The 17,789-nt window shown below is 53.4% G+C and carries 9 protein-coding genes and 2 rRNA genes; 1 reads left to right on the forward strand and 10 read right to left on the reverse strand.

Annotated features, from left to right (window positions below; all coding sequences use genetic code 11):
• Nucleotide 1: 1 nt before the first annotated feature.
• Complete coding sequence (locus tag KTH_RS20295) at nucleotides 2-559, reverse strand: DUF402 domain-containing protein (RefSeq protein WP_497620755.1); 558 nt, start codon at nucleotides 557-559, stop codon at nucleotides 2-4.
• A gap of 331 nt (nucleotides 560-890) precedes the next feature.
• Between KTH_RS20295 and KTH_RS20300 the strand changes: the two genes are divergently transcribed.
• Nucleotides 891-4,880, forward strand: a complete 3,990-nt coding sequence (locus KTH_RS20300; RefSeq protein WP_497620757.1) for an adenylate/guanylate cyclase domain-containing protein — start codon at nucleotides 891-893, stop codon at nucleotides 4,878-4,880.
• Nucleotides 4,881-4,884: 4 nt separating this feature from the next.
• On the opposite strand, the gene KTH_RS20305 is transcribed toward KTH_RS20300, so the two are convergent.
• From KTH_RS20305 to KTH_RS20345, 9 genes are all read right to left on the reverse strand, one after another.
• Nucleotides 4,885-5,751, reverse strand: a complete 867-nt coding sequence (locus tag KTH_RS20305; protein ID WP_497620759.1) for an MBL fold metallo-hydrolase — start codon at nucleotides 5,749-5,751, stop codon at nucleotides 4,885-4,887.
• An 11-nt stretch (nucleotides 5,752-5,762) separates the two neighbouring features.
• Nucleotides 5,763-6,602, reverse strand: a complete 840-nt coding sequence (locus KTH_RS20310; protein ID WP_497620761.1) for an amidohydrolase family protein — start codon at nucleotides 6,600-6,602, stop codon at nucleotides 5,763-5,765.
• 223 nt (nucleotides 6,603-6,825) lie between these two features.
• Nucleotides 6,826-9,803, reverse strand: a 23S ribosomal RNA gene (locus tag KTH_RS20315).
• 319 nt (nucleotides 9,804-10,122) lie between these two features.
• Nucleotides 10,123-11,606: ribosomal RNA gene (locus KTH_RS20320) — 16S ribosomal RNA — on the reverse strand.
• Together the 16S and 23S rRNA genes form the textbook arrangement of a ribosomal RNA operon.
• A 397-nt stretch (nucleotides 11,607-12,003) precedes the next feature.
• Nucleotides 12,004-13,233, reverse strand: coding sequence for a hypothetical protein (locus KTH_RS20325; RefSeq protein WP_497620763.1), 1,230 nt, complete (start codon nucleotides 13,231-13,233; stop codon nucleotides 12,004-12,006).
• Nucleotides 13,234-13,356: 123 nt separating this feature from the next.
• Nucleotides 13,357-14,799, reverse strand: coding sequence for a tRNA uridine-5-carboxymethylaminomethyl(34) synthesis GTPase MnmE (gene mnmE, locus KTH_RS20330; protein ID WP_211326437.1), 1,443 nt, complete (start codon nucleotides 14,797-14,799; stop codon nucleotides 13,357-13,359).
• Nucleotides 14,800-14,932: 133 nt separating this feature from the next.
• The gene (gene fdhD / locus KTH_RS20335; protein WP_111326732.1) at nucleotides 14,933-15,778 is read right to left on the reverse strand and encodes a formate dehydrogenase accessory sulfurtransferase FdhD; all 846 of its coding nucleotides are present in this window, start codon (nucleotides 15,776-15,778) and stop codon (nucleotides 14,933-14,935) included.
• A 5-nt stretch (nucleotides 15,779-15,783) separates the two neighbouring features.
• The gene (locus KTH_RS20340) at nucleotides 15,784-16,032 is read right to left on the reverse strand and encodes a hypothetical protein (protein WP_111326734.1); all 249 of its coding nucleotides are present in this window, start codon (nucleotides 16,030-16,032) and stop codon (nucleotides 15,784-15,786) included.
• Between the two features lie 108 nt (nucleotides 16,033-16,140).
• Entirely contained in the window at nucleotides 16,141-17,745 is a 1,605-nt protein-coding gene (locus KTH_RS20345; protein ID WP_497620765.1) for a peptidoglycan D,D-transpeptidase FtsI family protein, read from the reverse strand.
• Nucleotides 17,746-17,789 lie beyond the last annotated feature (44 nt).

Consider the following 17,789-nt stretch of genomic DNA (forward strand, 5'->3'; position numbering starts at 1 on the left):
ACTAATGCCCACAACGCAAGGGTTGCGAGGGAATATCCTGTAACAGATGTGGAACCAGTGTAAACACGCTAGAGCGCCGATGTACTGCTTGCGTCAACACATCAAGGGCCATCAGAGCACCGATGCGTGTTTCCTCGTCATAGTGTAGCATCTCGGCGGCCTGCTCAAACTCCGCCTGAGTCAGTACCTCATAGGAGAAATCAGGCTTCACCAGCATACTCAAATCCAGATCGGTATAAGAAAGGCGCTCAAGACCAATGGTGGCAGGCTGGATAATAGTCGCATATGTATGGATTAATGCAAGTCCATCATAGAAAGCACTCAGCATATACCAGCGTTCGGGCCAGAAGAATTGCAGACTATGATAGCGTAAGGGACGGGTCCCGGTTGCCCAGTTCATCGGCGTACCAGCGGGAACCCATACACGTACCAGATCCTGCGCATGCTCATTCAACTGTTCATCGCCAAGCAGAGCATCAGCATCCACTCTGCTTCCTCGCCATGAACCACGTATCACCTTTTCATAACTACGACACTCTACCAAAAAGTCTTGTCGCATGATTTTCTCCTTCCGTTGCCCCATAGTACGTAATCAGGAGAAAATCGTCAAGCACAAAAGGTAATTTCTCCCACCTTTTCTCCTGCCGTTCGAGCCCAACAAAAAAAGTGAACTACTTCTCATCAACATACTCATCATCATCCTTTATTTCAAACACAGCAGTGACGAAGAATCGGCTTCATTTCTATGAACGGCCACTCCGCTCATTTTTCGAGCGAGAGAGGCAAGAAGCACAGAGAAGCAGAGCAATATTAACAGGCATCCGTTCGGTGTTGTACAATAATGCAAACGTATAGTCAGCAATCCACCAGTAAAAGACAGGTTCTTATAGATGCGTTGTCCCAATTGTCAGACCTTGAACCCGGCGCAGGCGAAATTTTGTCTTGAGTGCGGCAATCGACTCTTAATCTGTCCGAATTGCGGTACCGCCAATCTTCCCTATGCGAAATTCTGTATGGAATGTGGCACCAGACTCCAGCCAATTGCCGCGGCGCCGGCAGCGACAGGCGCTACCACAGCGCCAATGCCCATCATCACAAGCACCACCAGAACGGAACCACAGGCCCTTCTCCTACCACCAGAAGAGCGGCGTGTGGTGACAATCATGTTTGCCGATATTATCGATTCAACCCGGCTAGGTGATCGGCTTGACCCTGAAGAGCTACGCGCCATTTTAACCGGATACTTCAACCTGATCGCCGAACAGGTGCGCAAACATGAGGGCACGATTGAAAAATATATTGGAGATGCCGTGATGGTCATTTTCGGCGCTCCTATCGCGCATGAAGACGATCCAGACCGTGCCATTCGGACCGCGCTTGACATTCAGGATGCACTCCAACACTTCAATGAACAACGGCTAGCCCTTGATCCAAACGCCAGAAGCCTGCAAATTCGTATCGGCATCAATACCGGAGAGGTGGCTATTCCGAGCACTACCACTCATCAGAGACAGGATTTTCTGGTAACGGGTGATGCGGTCAACGTTGCATCCCGGCTACAGACTGCCGCCGCTCCAGATACGATTCTGGTAGGAGAAAGAACCTATCTCACAACACGCGACGTCTTTCGATTTCGTCCTATCGCGCCACTGCATCTGAAAGGGAAACCCGAACCGATCAATGCCTATGCCGTTGAAGGAGTCATAGATCAAGCCGCGCTTGAGATCACCCAACATCCACGCGGCATCCCGGGCAAGCAGGTGCGGATGGTCGGGCGGGCCCTGGAACTGACCCTGCTCCATGCAAACTATGCCCGCGTCCTGGCCGAGCGACATCCGCATCTCATCACGATTCTTGGGTCGCCCGGCATTGGCAAATCCCGGCTGGTCCGCGAGTTTATTGCCCGCGAACAGGAAAAAGTGAAGACCGCCTCTTCTCAGGGCTTACCGATTTCTCCACTGGTCCTTGAAGGGCGCTGCCCTCCCTACGGAGAAGAAATTACCTATCGGCCCCTTATCGAAATCATGCGCGGCCTGCTTAAAGCCAAAGAGAACGAGGATATTCAATCGCTGAAGGCTCGTTTTTGCGACTTTGTGCAGGATATCTTCACACGCACCTACCGTAAGGAGCCAACCGAGGAGATTGTTGATACAATCTTTCGTAGTCTTGGCCGGGGCCGAGAACACCTCCAAACAGTATCGAGCAGAGAGAAGAGCAAGAGTGAGCTTTCGAGCGTTCATAGCACGAAACAAAGCGGGGTACAGAGCACTCTTTCTCGGGCATGGCGCACATTTCTTGAAGCCCTGGCGGAGCTGCAACCCCTGATTATTGTGGTTGATGACCTGCAATGGGCCGATGAAGCTCTGCTTGAATTGCTTGAATATCTGACAGATCGCATTACCGATGTTCCCATTCTCTTTCTCTGTCCAGCGCGTCCGGATCTATTCGAGCGGCGCCCCGATTGGGGTGGTGGACGGCGCAATTTCACCACGATCGAGCTTGAGTCGCTCTCAAAGGACGAGACCAACGAGCTGATAGACGCGCATTTAAATAATCGGGAACTGCCCGAAGTTCTGCGTACATCCATTCTTTCTCGAGCTGAGGGGAATCCCTTCTTCGTCGAGGAGATCATTCGCATGCTGATCGATCAGCACATTCTTATTCATGAGCAAAATGGACAGCAAAACACCGAAAGCTGGCATATCGGGAATATCCATGATCCACTGCTTGGCGAGCTTCCAACACTCGGAGAGCAGCCCGAGGATGCCCTGATCTCAACACACTATGTCCTACCACTCCCGCATATCCCGGATACCATTCAGGGGGTGCTGGTAGCGCGTGTGGACCTGTTGAACCCGATTGAGAAGCTTGTTCTTCAGCATGCGGCTGTTATCGGGCGTACATTCTGGCTTGCGGCATTGCGTGAACTTGCTCCTGAGATCAGTATCAACGCTATACTCGAAGCGCTTGACTCACTGACTGAGCGCGATTTTATCCTTGAAACAGAGCGTCCAAGCAGGAACCCGATCAAGGATGACCGCTTCTTTACTTTCAAGCACGTATTGATCCGCGATGTGGTCTATAATAATATTCCTCGTGCTCGACGCTCTCGGGAACATGCTTTACTGGCCCTCTGGCTGGAAGCACAGGTCAAAGACACCCCTGCGCTCTACGCTGAGTTACTGGCCTATCATTATCAGCAGGCACTTGCGAACTGGTCGCTGAATCTCTCGCTTGAGCAACAACAGGGAACGGAAACGCGTATCTCGCGTCCTGAGCTTCGGCGTCGGGCAATCAAGTATCTAATCATTGCAGGCGATCAAGCGCTGCACAGCTACTATACTCTTCGAGCGCTTCAAGCCTATCACGACGCCTTTGATCTGCTTACAGAAGAGCAGATCAAAGACACCCATCTCCAGATCAAGCTGCATATCAAGCTTGGTGATGCCTATTCGCAGCGTGGAGACACCGATCAGGCATGGCAGGACTATCGGAAAGCCGAACAGCTTGCGCTCAGCCAGGAAGAGAAAAACAATACGCTACTGCTGGAAATCTATGAGGATCTGGCCGAACTGGGAACGCGGTGGAGCAACACGTTCCGGAAGCCGCCTACCCCTTCAGAAGTCAAGGCATACATCGATGCTGGTATTGAACTCCTGGGACAGGATACGAAGCTCAGCCCGGAACGAGTGGCATTTCATACCTATCTGGCCTTCTGGTATATTCGCCAGCTTGAAAGCGCCTCATATGCCCAGAAGGCAAGTCTGGCTGAACAGGCACTCACCAGCGGTCACGAAGCATTGCAAATGGCTGAACGGCTCAATGATCCTCAGGCACTCTCGTTAACGCTGGACTCCCTCAGCTTCATCAACATTCAGTACCATAAGTATAAGGAAGCCTATGAGCTTCAAATGCGCCGTCAGAAACTTGAGAGCAAGCTAACCGATCGTGAGGAACTCTATGATCTCTATTACTCGCTTGGCTTTATCAATGAACAGCTTGATGACTATCCGACGGCGCTGATGTGGTTCGGTCGCGCATGGAACAACGCTCAAACAATGGAGAGCCCATCTTCACTTCTGGCCAGCATGAGCGGGCGCATGCGGGTCTGGCGCCAATGGAATCGCTGGGATGAAGCGCAGCAGGTGGCGGAAGAAATTCTACAATTGCTAGAGCAATATCAGCATAAAGATGAGAAGCGGCGGTTCTGGGCACTGGAAACCCTGGCAACCATTGCTTTTCGCCGTGGCCAGCTTGAGGAAGGGGAACAGTATTATCGTCAGTGTAGACGCCTGATCGATCAGGAGGCGCAGCAACTGGGCGAAGATATACAGCAACACCTTGTCCGGCTGCATGCAATCCACCTTGCGCAAGGGGATTGGCAGAAGGCAACCGAGGACTATCGGGCCAAGCTTCAGAACAGCGAGCCACTCCCTTCACCCGAAGTGCTTTCCACCCTGGCTGATCTACTGGTCACCACGCAAGCACCATTCGCTGAACAGGAAAGAATCTGTGAACGCGCGCTTCAGGTTGCAGAGTCATCCGGCTCACGAAAGAGCATGGCGATAGCGATACGTGCCCGCGGCCGAATGTATATGGAGCAGAAACGCTGGAAGCTGGCCGAAAATGATCTGCGCGAGGCCCTGCATCGATGCGAAGTCCTTGATCTGCCATGGGAACAGGCCAATACACTCTATGCCCTGGGAGTCCTGTACAAGCGGCTTGCCGCAAAGGAGGAAAAAACAAACCGCCGTAGTGCCTATCTGGCACGTTCGCGCTACCACTTTGAACAGGCCATCGGTTTCTTTGAGTCACTCAAAGCACAGCCCGGCGTCGAGCGCACCCGCCAGGCCATGTTACAGGACATCCTGACCTTTTAAGGAGCTAAAAGGACATCTCCCAGAGGGAGCGAGCCGACCAGAGTTGTGTTGAGTCCCAGACACCGCCCATACCCGGCGGAGAGACCGAAATATGCAGGTTTGTCGGATTCGCCCCTGCCTCCTGGATACTGTCTCGTATGCTTTCCAGGGCCAGCGCAGGGGTGTTATTTGTTTTGCTCAGATGCGCAAGCCAGAGCCAGCGCAGGCCATCACTACGCCAGGTCTTCAGCACAGCCTCCGCAGCCTGCATATTCGAGAGATGCCCGGTCGAGCTGAGGATGCGCGCTTTCAGCCTGCGCGGATAGGGACCCCGAAGCAGGCGCTCACGATCGTGGTTTGCTTCCAGAACCAGCAAATCAGCCTGACCCATCATTGAGAGCATATCTGATGTAACTTCGCCACTATCTGTGATGACGCAAACGCGACAGCCACCGGCATGCAGCAGAAAACCACAGGGTGCAACTGCATCGTGTGATACCGGGAATGATGTAACTTCGATATCTCCTATCATTCGAGTTGTGCCCACTTTAAGCGCAATGATTTCTGGAATAACCGTTGCCTCTTCCGGATTAATATCCCGGGCGCTGTATGTAGCTCGCTTATCAATGTGCTCATATGTACGCGGATCAACATACACTGGAACACTATAGCGCCGGATAAACGATGGCAACCCGGCGACATGATCGCTATGCTCATGGGTAACGAGAATGCCGCATAGCTGTTCGGGAGCGACGCCAATCTTGAGGAGCCGTCCTATCAGTGTGCGCATTGAAATGCCAACATCTACCAGAAGCTTTGTTCTTCCTCGGGGTCCAGCCTCAACCAGAAGAGCGTTTCCACTACTGCCGCTTGCCAATGAAATAACACGCATATTTCAAATCCCTATAGCCGTAAAAGTGTACGGGCATTGCCGCCCAGAATCGCAGCAATGTCGTCCTCGTCCAGACCAGATTGGGCAATATGTTTGATTACTCGTTTCTGGTGCAACAGACCGTAATCACTGGCAAACAGAATGCGATCTGCGCCCACCATGTGTACGGCTGCCGGAAAGATGTCTGAACGATACAGATAGATAGTTGCAGCCGTATCATACCATACATTGGCCGCTACCCTCTGGATTTCTGGCATTAAAGTATAAAATGGTAATCCCCCACCCCAGTGCGCCGCGACAAAAGGAATATCTGGAAACGCGGTGAGAAAAGTAATAATATCCTCTACAGAGACGTTACCTTTGCCAGGATAGAGATGCCCTACTGGTTCGCTACAATGAGAGAGAACAATCATCTGAAAATGTCGCACAATATCCATCAAGGGGGTAAGTAACGCGATATCGCTGAGCCGATAGCCCTGTCCATGCGGCATCAGTTCTCCAAGACCGATCATGCCAGCTTGCGCACAACGCTCCAGCTCCCTGAGCGCCCGCGCTCCTGCCGTGGGTTGCAGAACTGCCATACCCAGAAGCCGCCCGGGATAACGTCGCATGGCATCAAGGACATAACTGTTACATTCTTCAATCAAGCCGGGATCAGTCCATCCAAAGGAGAAAGTAATAGAGACATCGACGCCGGAAGCATCCATTTCCGCAATCAAGTCTTCTGCTGTTGCCATTCGGGCCTTCGGATTGGCATAGAGTTCGTTGAACCAGGGGTCACGTTCGCAATATCGTGAGCGCTCGGCACAGATGTGCGGGGGGAAAATATGCGTATGAAAATCAATGAGCATTACAGGCTCCTGCACAATAGACTGTACGAAATACAAAAAGACTCGCGTATACATTATCACATAATCGCGAGTCTTTTTGTATCACATAATGCTATTGTTCACAACTGAAGAGTAGAAAGCAGTCTCTCAAGAGCGATCATTCAATTTTGCCGAACTGTCATCGATGCTGCACCCGCTCGGGCACCTTCCTCTGTACCACTTCCCCTCACCTGCGAGGCAACGATTCAACAAGCCGTTCGACCATTAGTCCCGTTCCGCTTCGCCTGTTACCAGACGTCCACGCACGGTCTATCTACCAGATCTTCTTTCTGGGGTCTTGGCTCCCCCCTCTCAGAGAGAGCGGGAAGACTCTTCTTGGGGTCGGCTTCGCGCTTAGATGCTTTCAGCGCTTATCCTTTCTTGACGTAGCTACTCAGCTCTGGCCCGGGCAGGCCAACTGACGCACCAGCGGTCAAGCCATCTCGGTCCTCTCGTACTGAAGATGACTCCCCTCAATCTTCCTGCGCCCACGACGGATAGAGACCGAACTGTCTCGCGACGTTCTGAACCCAGCTCGCGTGCCGCTTTCATGGGCGAACAGCCCAACCCTTGGGACCTACTCCAGCCCCAGGATGCGACGAGCCGACATCGAGGTGCCAAACCCTGCCGTCGATGTGAACTCTTGGGCAGGATCAGCCTGTTATCCCCGGGGTAGCTTTTATCCGTTAAGCCACACTCCTTCCACTCGGGAATGTGGGATCACTAAGCCCGACTTTCGTCCCTGCTCGGCCTGTCTGCCTCGCAGTCAAGCTCCCTTCTGCCTTTGCACTCTCTTCGGGTGATGTCCATCCACCCTGAGGGAACCTTTGGACGCCTCCGTTACCCTTTGGGAGGCGACCGCCCCAGTCAAACTACCCGCCTGACCCTGTCCGCATGCCAGCTTATGGCTCACGCGTGAGAAACAAAACACAACGAGAGTGGTATTTCACTGTTGCCTCCCCCTCCCCCACAAGGAAGGGTTCTCCGGCTCCCACCTATCCTACGCACGTCCTGCCTCGTTTCCAGGCCAAGGTGTAGTAAAGCTCCACGGGGTCTTTTTGTCCTGTCGTGGGAAACCCGCATCTTCACGGGTACTTCAATTTCGCCGAGTCCTCTGCCGAGACAGTGCCCAACTCGTTGCTCCTTTCGTGCGGGTCGGAACTTACCCGACAAGGAATTTCGCTACCTTAGGACCGTTATAGTTACGGCCGCCGTTCACCGGGGCTTAGATTCATGGCTACGCTCACCACTCCTCGTAACCTTCCGGCACTGGGCAGGAGTCAGCCCCTATACTTCCGCTTTCGCGTTCGCAGAGACCTGTGTTTTTGGTAAACAGTCGGTTGGGCCCATTTCTTGCAGCCTGCTCACCCCCGTGCTTCTCAGCACGAAAGCTACTCAGGCCCCCCTTCTTCCAAAGGTACGGGGTCATTTTGCCGAGTTCCTTAGCAGAGGCTCCCTCGATCACCTGGAGAGACGTCTCCCTGCCTACCTGTGTCGGTTTGCGGTACGGGCAGAGCATGATCTCGCTAGAGGCTTTTCTTGGCGGCATGGGGGCCGATGACTTCCGCACCCTCTTCGGGCGCTCGGCCCTGCTGTCACGCTCACTGTGGCCGGGATTTTCCTCGTCCACGCGCTTCAGACAGGGCACCCGTCCTGTCCATTCGACGGGCTCACCTTCCTGACCGCGTCCCCCCTTCACTCAAACGATCTGCTCTGGTGCAGGACTGTCCTACCTGCTCTCCATCGCCTACGGCTTAACGCCCTCGGCTTAGGTCCCGACTAACCCTGGGACGATTGACGTTGCCCAGGAACCCTCAGGCATTCGGTGTATCTGGTTCTCACAGATATAACGCTACTCATTCCGGCATTCTCACTTCTTTTCCCTCCACCAGTCCTCACGGTCTGGCTTCTCTGGTCAAGAACGCTCCCCTACCATTGATCTCATATGAGACCAATCCACAGCTTCGGTAAGATGCTTGAGCCTCGGTACGTTGTCGGTGCCAGTTCACTCGACCAGTGAGCTATTACGCACTCTTTCAATGATGGCTGCTTCTAAGCCAACATCCTGGCTGTTATTGCGCACTGACTCCCTTTCACACTGAGCATCTTTTAGAGACCTTAGCTGGTGGTCCGGGCTGTTTCCCTTTTGACGACGAAGCTTAGCCCCCGCCGTCTCACTCACAGGGACGCACTCGTGGCATTCGGAGTTTGATTGGGTTTGGTAACCAGCACTTGGCCCCTAGCCCATTCAGTGCTCTACCTCCACGAGGGTTCTTGCCTGTGGCTGCACCTCAATGCATTTCGGGGAGAACCAGCTATCTCCGTGTTCGATTGGCATTTCACCCCTACCCACAAGTCCTCCCCCAGTTTTGCAACACTGGTGGGTGCGAGCCTCGACGAACTTTCACATTCGCTTCACTCTGCTCATGGGTAGCTCACACGGTTTCGGGTCGGTTCCTTGCCACACGCTGCGCCCTCTTCAGACTCGGTTTCCCTCTGGCTCCCCTTCTTTACCGAAGGTTAACCTGCGACAACGAACCACTCGCCGGATCATTCTACAAAAGGCACGCCATCAGTCCTTGGTCCTCCTTGAGGACAGTGACCTCTGACAGCTTGTGAGTACGTGGTTTCAGGGTCTCTTTCATCCCCCTCTCGGGGTGCTTTTCACCTTTCCCTCACGGTACTGGTTCACTATCGGTTGCCAAACGTGTTTAGCCTTGGAGAGTGGTCCCCCCAGCTTCCCACAAGGTTTCACGTGCCTCGTGGTACTCAGGATCCCTGCGCTTGTACAGCCGCCGTTCTCTACGGGACTCTCACCCGCTCTGGTCAGGCGTTCCAGCCTGTTCGAGTAGCGATTGTGCAAGGGAGTGCAGGTCCTACAACCCCACCCGTTCCGAAGAACGAATGGTTTGGGCTCTTCCCGGTTCGCTCGCCACTACTACGGGAATCTCGGTTGATTTCTTTTCGTCGGGTTACTGAGATGTTTCAGTTCACCCACTGCCCTCCACCTTGCCTATGGGTTCAGCAAGGGGTATCCAGACATCACTCTGGATGGGTTGCCCCATTCGGATTCTCAGGGCTCATCGCTTGGATGCAGCTCCCCCTGAACGTTTCGCCGGTCTCCGCGTCCTTCATCGGCGTTTGGCACCTGGGCATCCACCTCGTACTCTTCTGCGCTTGTGTGTAATCTGTGCTCTCTTGATGATGAGGTGTTCGTGGTCCTTCGGACTGCGTCCTCCTGGATGCAGACCGATGACCTTTTCAGCAAAATTGAAGGATTCTCTTCTTTTGCTTGCTTTCTTCTTCAGTTGTTCAGGTACGACGGGATATGATCCTCTGCATCACTTCCGTTGCTGAAAGGATGCCTTTGGTGCGAGGACCTTCACCGCTGAAGAGTGGAAACCAGCCGCTGGCCGGTGCTGTCTGTTTGGTTCCTGCTCGACCTGGGATCGGATGAGTCTGCGGGGACAGTTTCCTGTCTCCCTCATCCTGTACTCCCTAGAAAGGAGGTGATCCAGCCGCACCTTCCGGTACGGCTACCTTGTTACGACTTCACCCCAATCACCGACCCCACCCTCGACGCCTGCCCCCTCAATGAGGTTAGCCCAGCGGCTTCAGGTGTTGCCGACTTTCGTGGTGTGACGGGCGGTGTGTACAAGACCCGGGAACGTATTCACCGTAGTGTGCTGACCTACGGTTACTAGCAACTCCGACTTCATGCAGGCGGGTTGCAGCCTGCAATCTGAACTGAGACCGGGTTTGATGGGATTGGCTCCCCCTCGCGGGTTGGCTGCCCTTTGTCCCGGCCATTGTAGCGTGTGTGTCGCCCAGGTCGTAAGGGCCGTGCTGACTTGACGTCATCCCCACCTTCCTCCGCTTTGTAACGGCGGTCTCGCTAGAGCATTCAACTAGCGACGAGGGTTGCGCTCGTTGCGGGACTTAACCCAACATCTCACGACACGAGCTGACGACAGCCATGCAGCACCTGTCACACTGTCCCGAAGGAAGACCCTATCTCTAGGGTTGTCAGTGTGATGTCAAGACCTGGTAAGGTTCTTCGCGTTGCATCGAATTAAACCACACGCTCCGCTGCTTGTGCGGGTCCCCGTCAATTCCTTTGAGTTTTAATCTTGCGACCGTACTCCCCAGGCGGACCACTTAACGCGTTAGCTCCGATACCCGAAGGGTCGATACTCCGGACATCTAGTGGTCATCGTTTACGGCTAGGACTACCGGGGTATCTAATCCCGTTCGCTCCCCTAGCTTTCGCATCTGAGCGTCAGGCACTCTCCAGGGCGCTGCCTTCGCCTTCGGTGTTCCTCCGAATCTCTACGCATTTCACCGCTCCACTCGGAATTCCGCACCCCTCTAGAGCCCTCAAGTCGGACAGTTTTCGCACGCCTTCATCAGTTAAGCCGATGACTGTCAGTGCAAACTTACCCGACCGCCTGCATGCGCTTTACGCCCAGTAACTCCGGACAACGCTCGCCCCCTACGTATTACCGCGGCTGCTGGCACGTAGTTAGCCGGGGCTTCTTCCTGTGGTACCGTCCTTGCTCGTCCCACAGAAAAGCAGTTTACAACCCGAAGGCCGTCTTCCTGCACGCGGCGTTGCTCGGTCAGGGTTGCCCCCATTGCCGAAAATTCCTCACTGCTGCCCCCCGTAGGAGTCTGGGCCGTTCTCAATCCCAGTGTGGCTGATCGTCCTCTCAGACCAGCTACCGATCGTCGCCCTGGTAAGCTCTTACCTCACCAGCTAGCTAATCGGCCGCAGGCCCATCCCAAAGCGCCCTTGCGAGCTTTGCTCCCGAAGGAGCGTATGCGGTATTGTCGGCGATTTCTCGCCGGTATTCCTCACTTCAGGGTAGGTACCCACGTGTTACTCACCCGTCCGCCACTCCCTTCCACGAGGGAAGGGCGTTCGACTTGCATGTGTTAGGCACGCCGCCAGCGTTCGTCCTGAGCCAGGATCAAACTCGCCATTCAAGCGTTATTTCTATCTCGACATATCCTCACAGGATATGCGATCATGCTTGGTTGTTGGTGTTTGATCTGCTCAATGGAACAGATCACAGAATCAACAGGAACTGACATTGCGCTCCTTCTTGGAGGAAGGAGCCTCCGTCCATGCGGTTCTGTTTTCCACTCTTCAATTGTCAAGGTACTCGCTATACTTTCGTCGTTTGCTCGGGCGGCTCCTCCGGCTTTCCCGGGGTTCCTTTTGCCCTCTCTCCCGACGGCTCCCGTATTATGCCATAGGGCTATGAAGTTGTCAATAGTTTTTTTGCTATTTTTTTCAAAAATTATAAAATTTTATAAATTTCCAAAAAACGAAGCCCACCCATTTCTGCATGGGCAGGCTTGTAATGCCGTCGGAGAGTACTTAGCTTACCAGTATATTCACATAATTCCCGGGGAGCGAACATCCCTTATAGAGCTGCGAGAGGAGCTGTATCTGATCGCGTACCGGTGTTTTCTTCCCTCCGCAAGTAAGTTCCAAAGTCATCGATCCCGGCGCCAGATCCTGGCGCAATGGCTTGGCCTTGCCCTGTGGGTCAGCCACCCCGATTGGCCAGATAATGCCCTGATCAAAGAAGTCTCTCCCGCTAAAGTAGAAGAACGGAACCTTATACTGCATCGCGGTCTGCACATCAACAATCAGGCCGAAGATATGCGCTTTCGCGATCTCAGACGGATCATTCTCGTTCACCCCACATCCTTTGAAGCAGGCGGTTCCTTCCACCACCCAGAGATGCTGTCCGAGCTTGCCGCTATTTATATCGACGCCAAATTGTTGCGCCCAAAAGGCGAACTGATCCCGCAGATTGTTCTCATCGGGATTATATTGCCCGTTACTCCATCCATTATGCCAGCTATCGATCAGCCCAACAGCCTGCTGTCGCCACTGCCAGTTGCTCTTAGGATGAAGCTTCTGCATCTCTGCCTGCACTTCATCCAGATAGGCGACCTGGCCATAAAGATTCTGAACATCGAATCGCGCTACCTGTGGATCAAGCGAGCCTAATAGCGTTGGGATCCCTTTCCGAAATGAGTGCATGGTGCGCTCACAGAGATCATAGAAACGGGCGAATTTAGCGGGCTCAAGATGCAGAAATGCAACACTTGGATCATTCTTCATCTGTTCATTGCCACACTGAACAGCATCGGGGAGACTACGAGCTGCGTCCCCAAGCAGCCTGGTGTCGTATAGTTTCTTGTCATCATTGCTGGTCTGGCAAACGGTCAACAGGACACGTACTTTCTGCTTATGATAATCCTCCACAAGCTTCTGTAGATAGGTTCCTTTGTTTACCTGCGTTCCACAGGTGGCGTACGGGACGCGCACCCACGGAACCTGGAAATTGACCCCACGACTTCCCTCTATACCGAGCACTTTGGCAGGATTGTTTTCCACTGGTGGAAGAAGGTTCGTTTTCGGCGTTGCAGAAGGGAAAGGAAGGATTGCGGTTGGTGTTGGTGTCGGCGTCACTTGAACCGGAGGGTGAGCCGGTTCAGCGGTAAAGCGATAAGCCATAAACGCCAGCGCGATGCTGCATACAACCAACACCAGAAACACGATGGTAATCGGTTTCTTGAATATATTTCGCATCATATCAGCTCATTTCGGATAGTTTTTCGAGAAATTGACTCAACAAGAGAGCGGGGCATATCAGCTTATCAACAATCCAGACTCTTTTGAAAAGCATCCCGGGCGTCCTGACCGCCCCATCTCTCATTACTTGCCAATACAAAAATCCCTGAAGATACGATCCAGCAGGTCATCTGAAGCCGTTTCGCCGGTGATTTCTCCAAGCGCCTCATACGCCGCCCGTAAATCAATCGACACAAAGTCCAGTGGCAAATACTGTTCAAGTGATGCCTTCGATGCCTGTAAATGCTCATTGGCCCGGCGCAGCGCATCCTGATGGCGCGTATTCGTCACCAGCACGCTATCACTGTTCACGGCTCGCCCTGCCAGCACCAGTTCTGCAAGCGTCTCTTCCAGAGCATCAAGGCCCTCATTGTTGAGCGTTGATGTATGCACAATGGGCGCAAGCGGCCACAACTGTTTCAACTCATCAAGCTCGATTCGTTGATCGCGATCCGCTTTATTCACCACGATCACCACAGGGCGCTTGTGTGTCTGCTCATCAGCGCCAAACCCCATCATCTCCAGTTCGGCTGAGACACGGCGATCCTGCTCGGCAAGGGGCTCCGAACCATCAAAGACAAGCAATACAGCATCAGCACTCTCAGCGGCGGCCCGGCTTCTCTGCACCCCTATCTGTTCAACGGGATCATCGGTCGGCGTAATCCCGGCTGTATCAATCAAATGCAGCGGAATACCACGCAGGTTCGCCACCTCTTCAACAGTATCACGTGTGGTACCGGCAATAGGAGTCACAATCGCCCGTTCAGTACGAAGCAGGGCATTCAACAGGCTCGATTTTCCTACATTTGGCCGCCCGATAATGGCTGTCCGTAAGCCCTGGCGAAACAATTTTCCCTGTTCCGCACCAGCCAGTAGCCGTTGAATCTGCTCAAGAGCTGTCACAATCGGGGGCGAGAGTTCCTCGGCCTCGGGTGTTGGCACATCCTCTTCGGGAAAATCAATACTGGCTTCGATCTGTGCAATCACACCCAGAATGGTATGTCTTATCTCCTGAACCTGATCGGAGAGCCTTCCGCGCAACTGTTGCAGCGCGAGTCGTTGCCCTGCCTCGGTTTGTGCGTCGATCAGATCCATGACAGCTTCAGCCTGAGATAGATCAAGGCGACCATTCAAGAACGCCCGCATTGTGAACTCACCGGGCTCGGCCATTCGTGCGCCACACGCCAGCACGGCGCGCAGAATCCGACGCAGCACCAATGGGCCACCATGCCCTTGAATTTCAACAACATCTTCACAGGTATAGGTATGGGGAGCCCGCATGAAGGCGACAAGCACTTCGTCCAGCACTTCTCGGGTCTCTGGATCAATTACCAGTCTATATGTGAGCCGATGGGATGGAGGCACAGGAGGGAGTTCATCGGGTTTTCCAGGGCGCCGCACCAATGAGGAGACAACGGTGAACGCCTCTGGCCCGCTTACCCTGATCACACCAATACCGCCCACCCCTGGCGGGGTAGCTATAGCAGCAATAGTATCGTTTCTCATGACCGGATTATACAGTACCAACTAAGGAAGAACAAGAGCGCGTCTTCTGTCTGTCCATGCCTTAAAATAGACCTGCTCAGGCCATCTTATCCCCTCAATTCAATCTCTCCACCGCCCTATTTTCCCATTCTCGATAGGAGAAGTAACAAGAAGATCATCTCTCCAGAAGACGTTCAGGATGGGCATAAACATTCATGGAGCGACCACGCAGAAAGCCGATCAGGGTTATATTGGCCTGTTGCGCCAGCTCAACCGCCAGACTCGATGGAGCAGAGATTGCTGCCACACAGGGAATGCGAGCCTTCAGCGCTTTCTGTAGGATCTCGAACGATGTGCGCCCGCTCACAAGTAAGATTGAGCGCTCAAAAGGAAACTGCTGATGCAACAGGCCATAGCCTATCAGCTTATCTACTGCGTTATGTCTACCCACATCCTCACGCAGCAAGAGCGGATCGCCATCCAGCGAGAAAAGCCCCGCTGCATGCAGTGAACCGGTATGACTGAATACTGCCTGCTGCTCACGCAAGAGATCAGGCAGACGATAGAGGACGGTCGTGGAGATGCGCACCCGATCGCTTGCAAGGGGAGGTACATCTTGAACCAGATCGGCAATGCTGTTCTTGCCACAGAGGCCACAACTGGAAGAAACAGCAAAGCGGCGCTCACCACCGGGCCGTGCAGGAGTGATACCGGGTTGCAACCGCACATCAACCACGTTGGGCTGAGGAAGCCCATCAGCATCAACAGCGGCCTGGATCTCTGCAATCGCAGATGGAGCATGAAGCACACCTTCTGTAAAGAGAAAGCCAGCGGCCAGCTCGGCATCATGACCCGGAGTGCGCATAATCACAGCCAGACTCTCACCGTTGACACGCACCTCGAATGGCTCCTCAACTGCCAGCATATCTTCACGTTCCTGCATCGTTGCTTCCTGCCAGTGGGTCACGGTCCCTCTAGCCACTCGCAACGGGTCTTGCGGTGAGCGCCACAAACCATTCATTGCTCTTATCTCCATTTTTCTGAAGGTATCTGGTGCTCGGCTGTCTGCCGATTGAGCGGGAGCTTCTGCCGCTTAAAGTAATACTTGCATGCTCCCGGGCGAATGGGATCGGGTGGTTCAATCGCAACCAGCCCCCAACCAGTCTTCTCCAACCAGCACCAGGCGTCATACTCATCATCAAAATCGCGTACAACGTCTCCCGCAATGGTAAAAACCATACTGCCGAGAAGATAACGGTGTTCCCAATAGACCATATTGTATACGCGCCCTTTCGTAATCACAAGCCAGCATACAAGAACTGCTTTCCTTGAAAAAAACGTGACCTACAGGGCAATATAGCATACAGCCAGGGCCTGCTTCAGCTATCCCTGAAGCAGGCCAGTACGTGTACAATAGTTGGCATCTACCGGTTCTGGCTCCTGAGCCTGCATCAGCTTCTGAGAAAAAATCTGATCATACATGGATGCAATCATCGGGCCGACAGTCGAACCGCCCTCTCCACCGTTCTCTTTCATTGCCACAATGGTCAGCGCGGGCAATTGCGAGGGCTGCTTGAGCGAATATGGTGCTGAGGTCATCATCCAGGAGTGAGCCGGCACACTACCATCATCGGAAACCTGAGCCGTGCCAGTCTTGCCAATGATTCCCCACTTTGACGAATGCATTGGCGGGATCAGTAGGCCAGAGCCGCACTGTATGACGCCTACCTGCGCCTGACGCACCAGAGTTGCCGTCTGCTCGCTCACCTTCTGCCCCAATGAGGTCGGTGAATTTGATGTGACTGCTGCACCGCTCGGGTCTACAATCTTCGAGATTACATATGGACGCATCAACGTTCCATTATTGGCAACCGCATTTTGAATCAGCGCTATCTGCAACGGCGACATCTGGTCGTATCCCTGCCCAAATGCATTCGCCGCCAGCTCGCTCAATTTCAACGTCTTCTGATCCTGCTTCATCACTGAACTGGACGCGACAGGCAGATCAAAGGGAATCGTATCGCCAACATAGAAGCGCTTGTTGTATTCGAGCCAGGTATCCAGACCGGTCTTCACTCCAAGCTGCGCGAAAATGATGTTATCAGAATGCGCATATCCATACTCGGTATTGACCGGGAACTGTTCCGTGTAGTCTTCAATATTGTTACCAGAGGGACCAAATCGCACCCCATCGATCACAACCGGCCCAATAGCGTGCTTCTCATCAAACTGATCATGCAGTGTTACTTTCCCGGAATCGAGCCCGGCAAGCAGAGTCATAGTCTTATAGGTGGAACCAGGGCTATAGAGAAACTGTGTCGGGCGCCAGGACAAAGGATGATCCTTTCGCTGCGTCAGTTCCTCATAGTAGGAAAAATCACCGCTTGCCAGCGTATCAACCAGCCTGTTCGGATCGTAGCTCGGGCGGCTTACCATCGCCAGCACTTCCCCGGTTTGTGGATTCATTACAACGACAGCGCCGCGATCCGTCTTAAACGTGTTCTTGTTATCAATTGAAACCGGCTGATCAAAGAGCTTATTGACCAGCCTTTGTATGCGTACATCGATCGTCAAATAGATATCGCTTCCGACAGGAGGCCGATGCAACAGCTTATTGACAGTATTATCAAGCGTCGTCATTCCTACCTGGCCGGTTAAATACTTATTGTACTGATTCTCAATTCCCGTCACAGAAAAGAGTGGGCTGACATAGTACCCGATCAGTCCGGCAAGCGAGGGCTCGTAATAGACCCGCAACCCACCACACCCCTTCTTTGACGGTTTGGTTTCAGCCAGTAACACCCCATTCCGATCAAAAATACGGCCACGCTGCGGCGCATTATCCGGGAGGCAGGGACGATTGTTGCGCGGATTCGAGAGCACCTGCTGCGCTACCACCACCTGCCAGTACACCAGCCCGGCAGAAAGGGCCACAAAGAAGGCAAGAAAAAGAGATGCCAGGCGCAACGCATTCTTTCGGATATTCATTCAGTGCCTCCCCTCATCACAAAATAGCTTTCTTCTCTCTCTTC

Source organism: Thermosporothrix sp. COM3, from assembly GCF_059696735.1.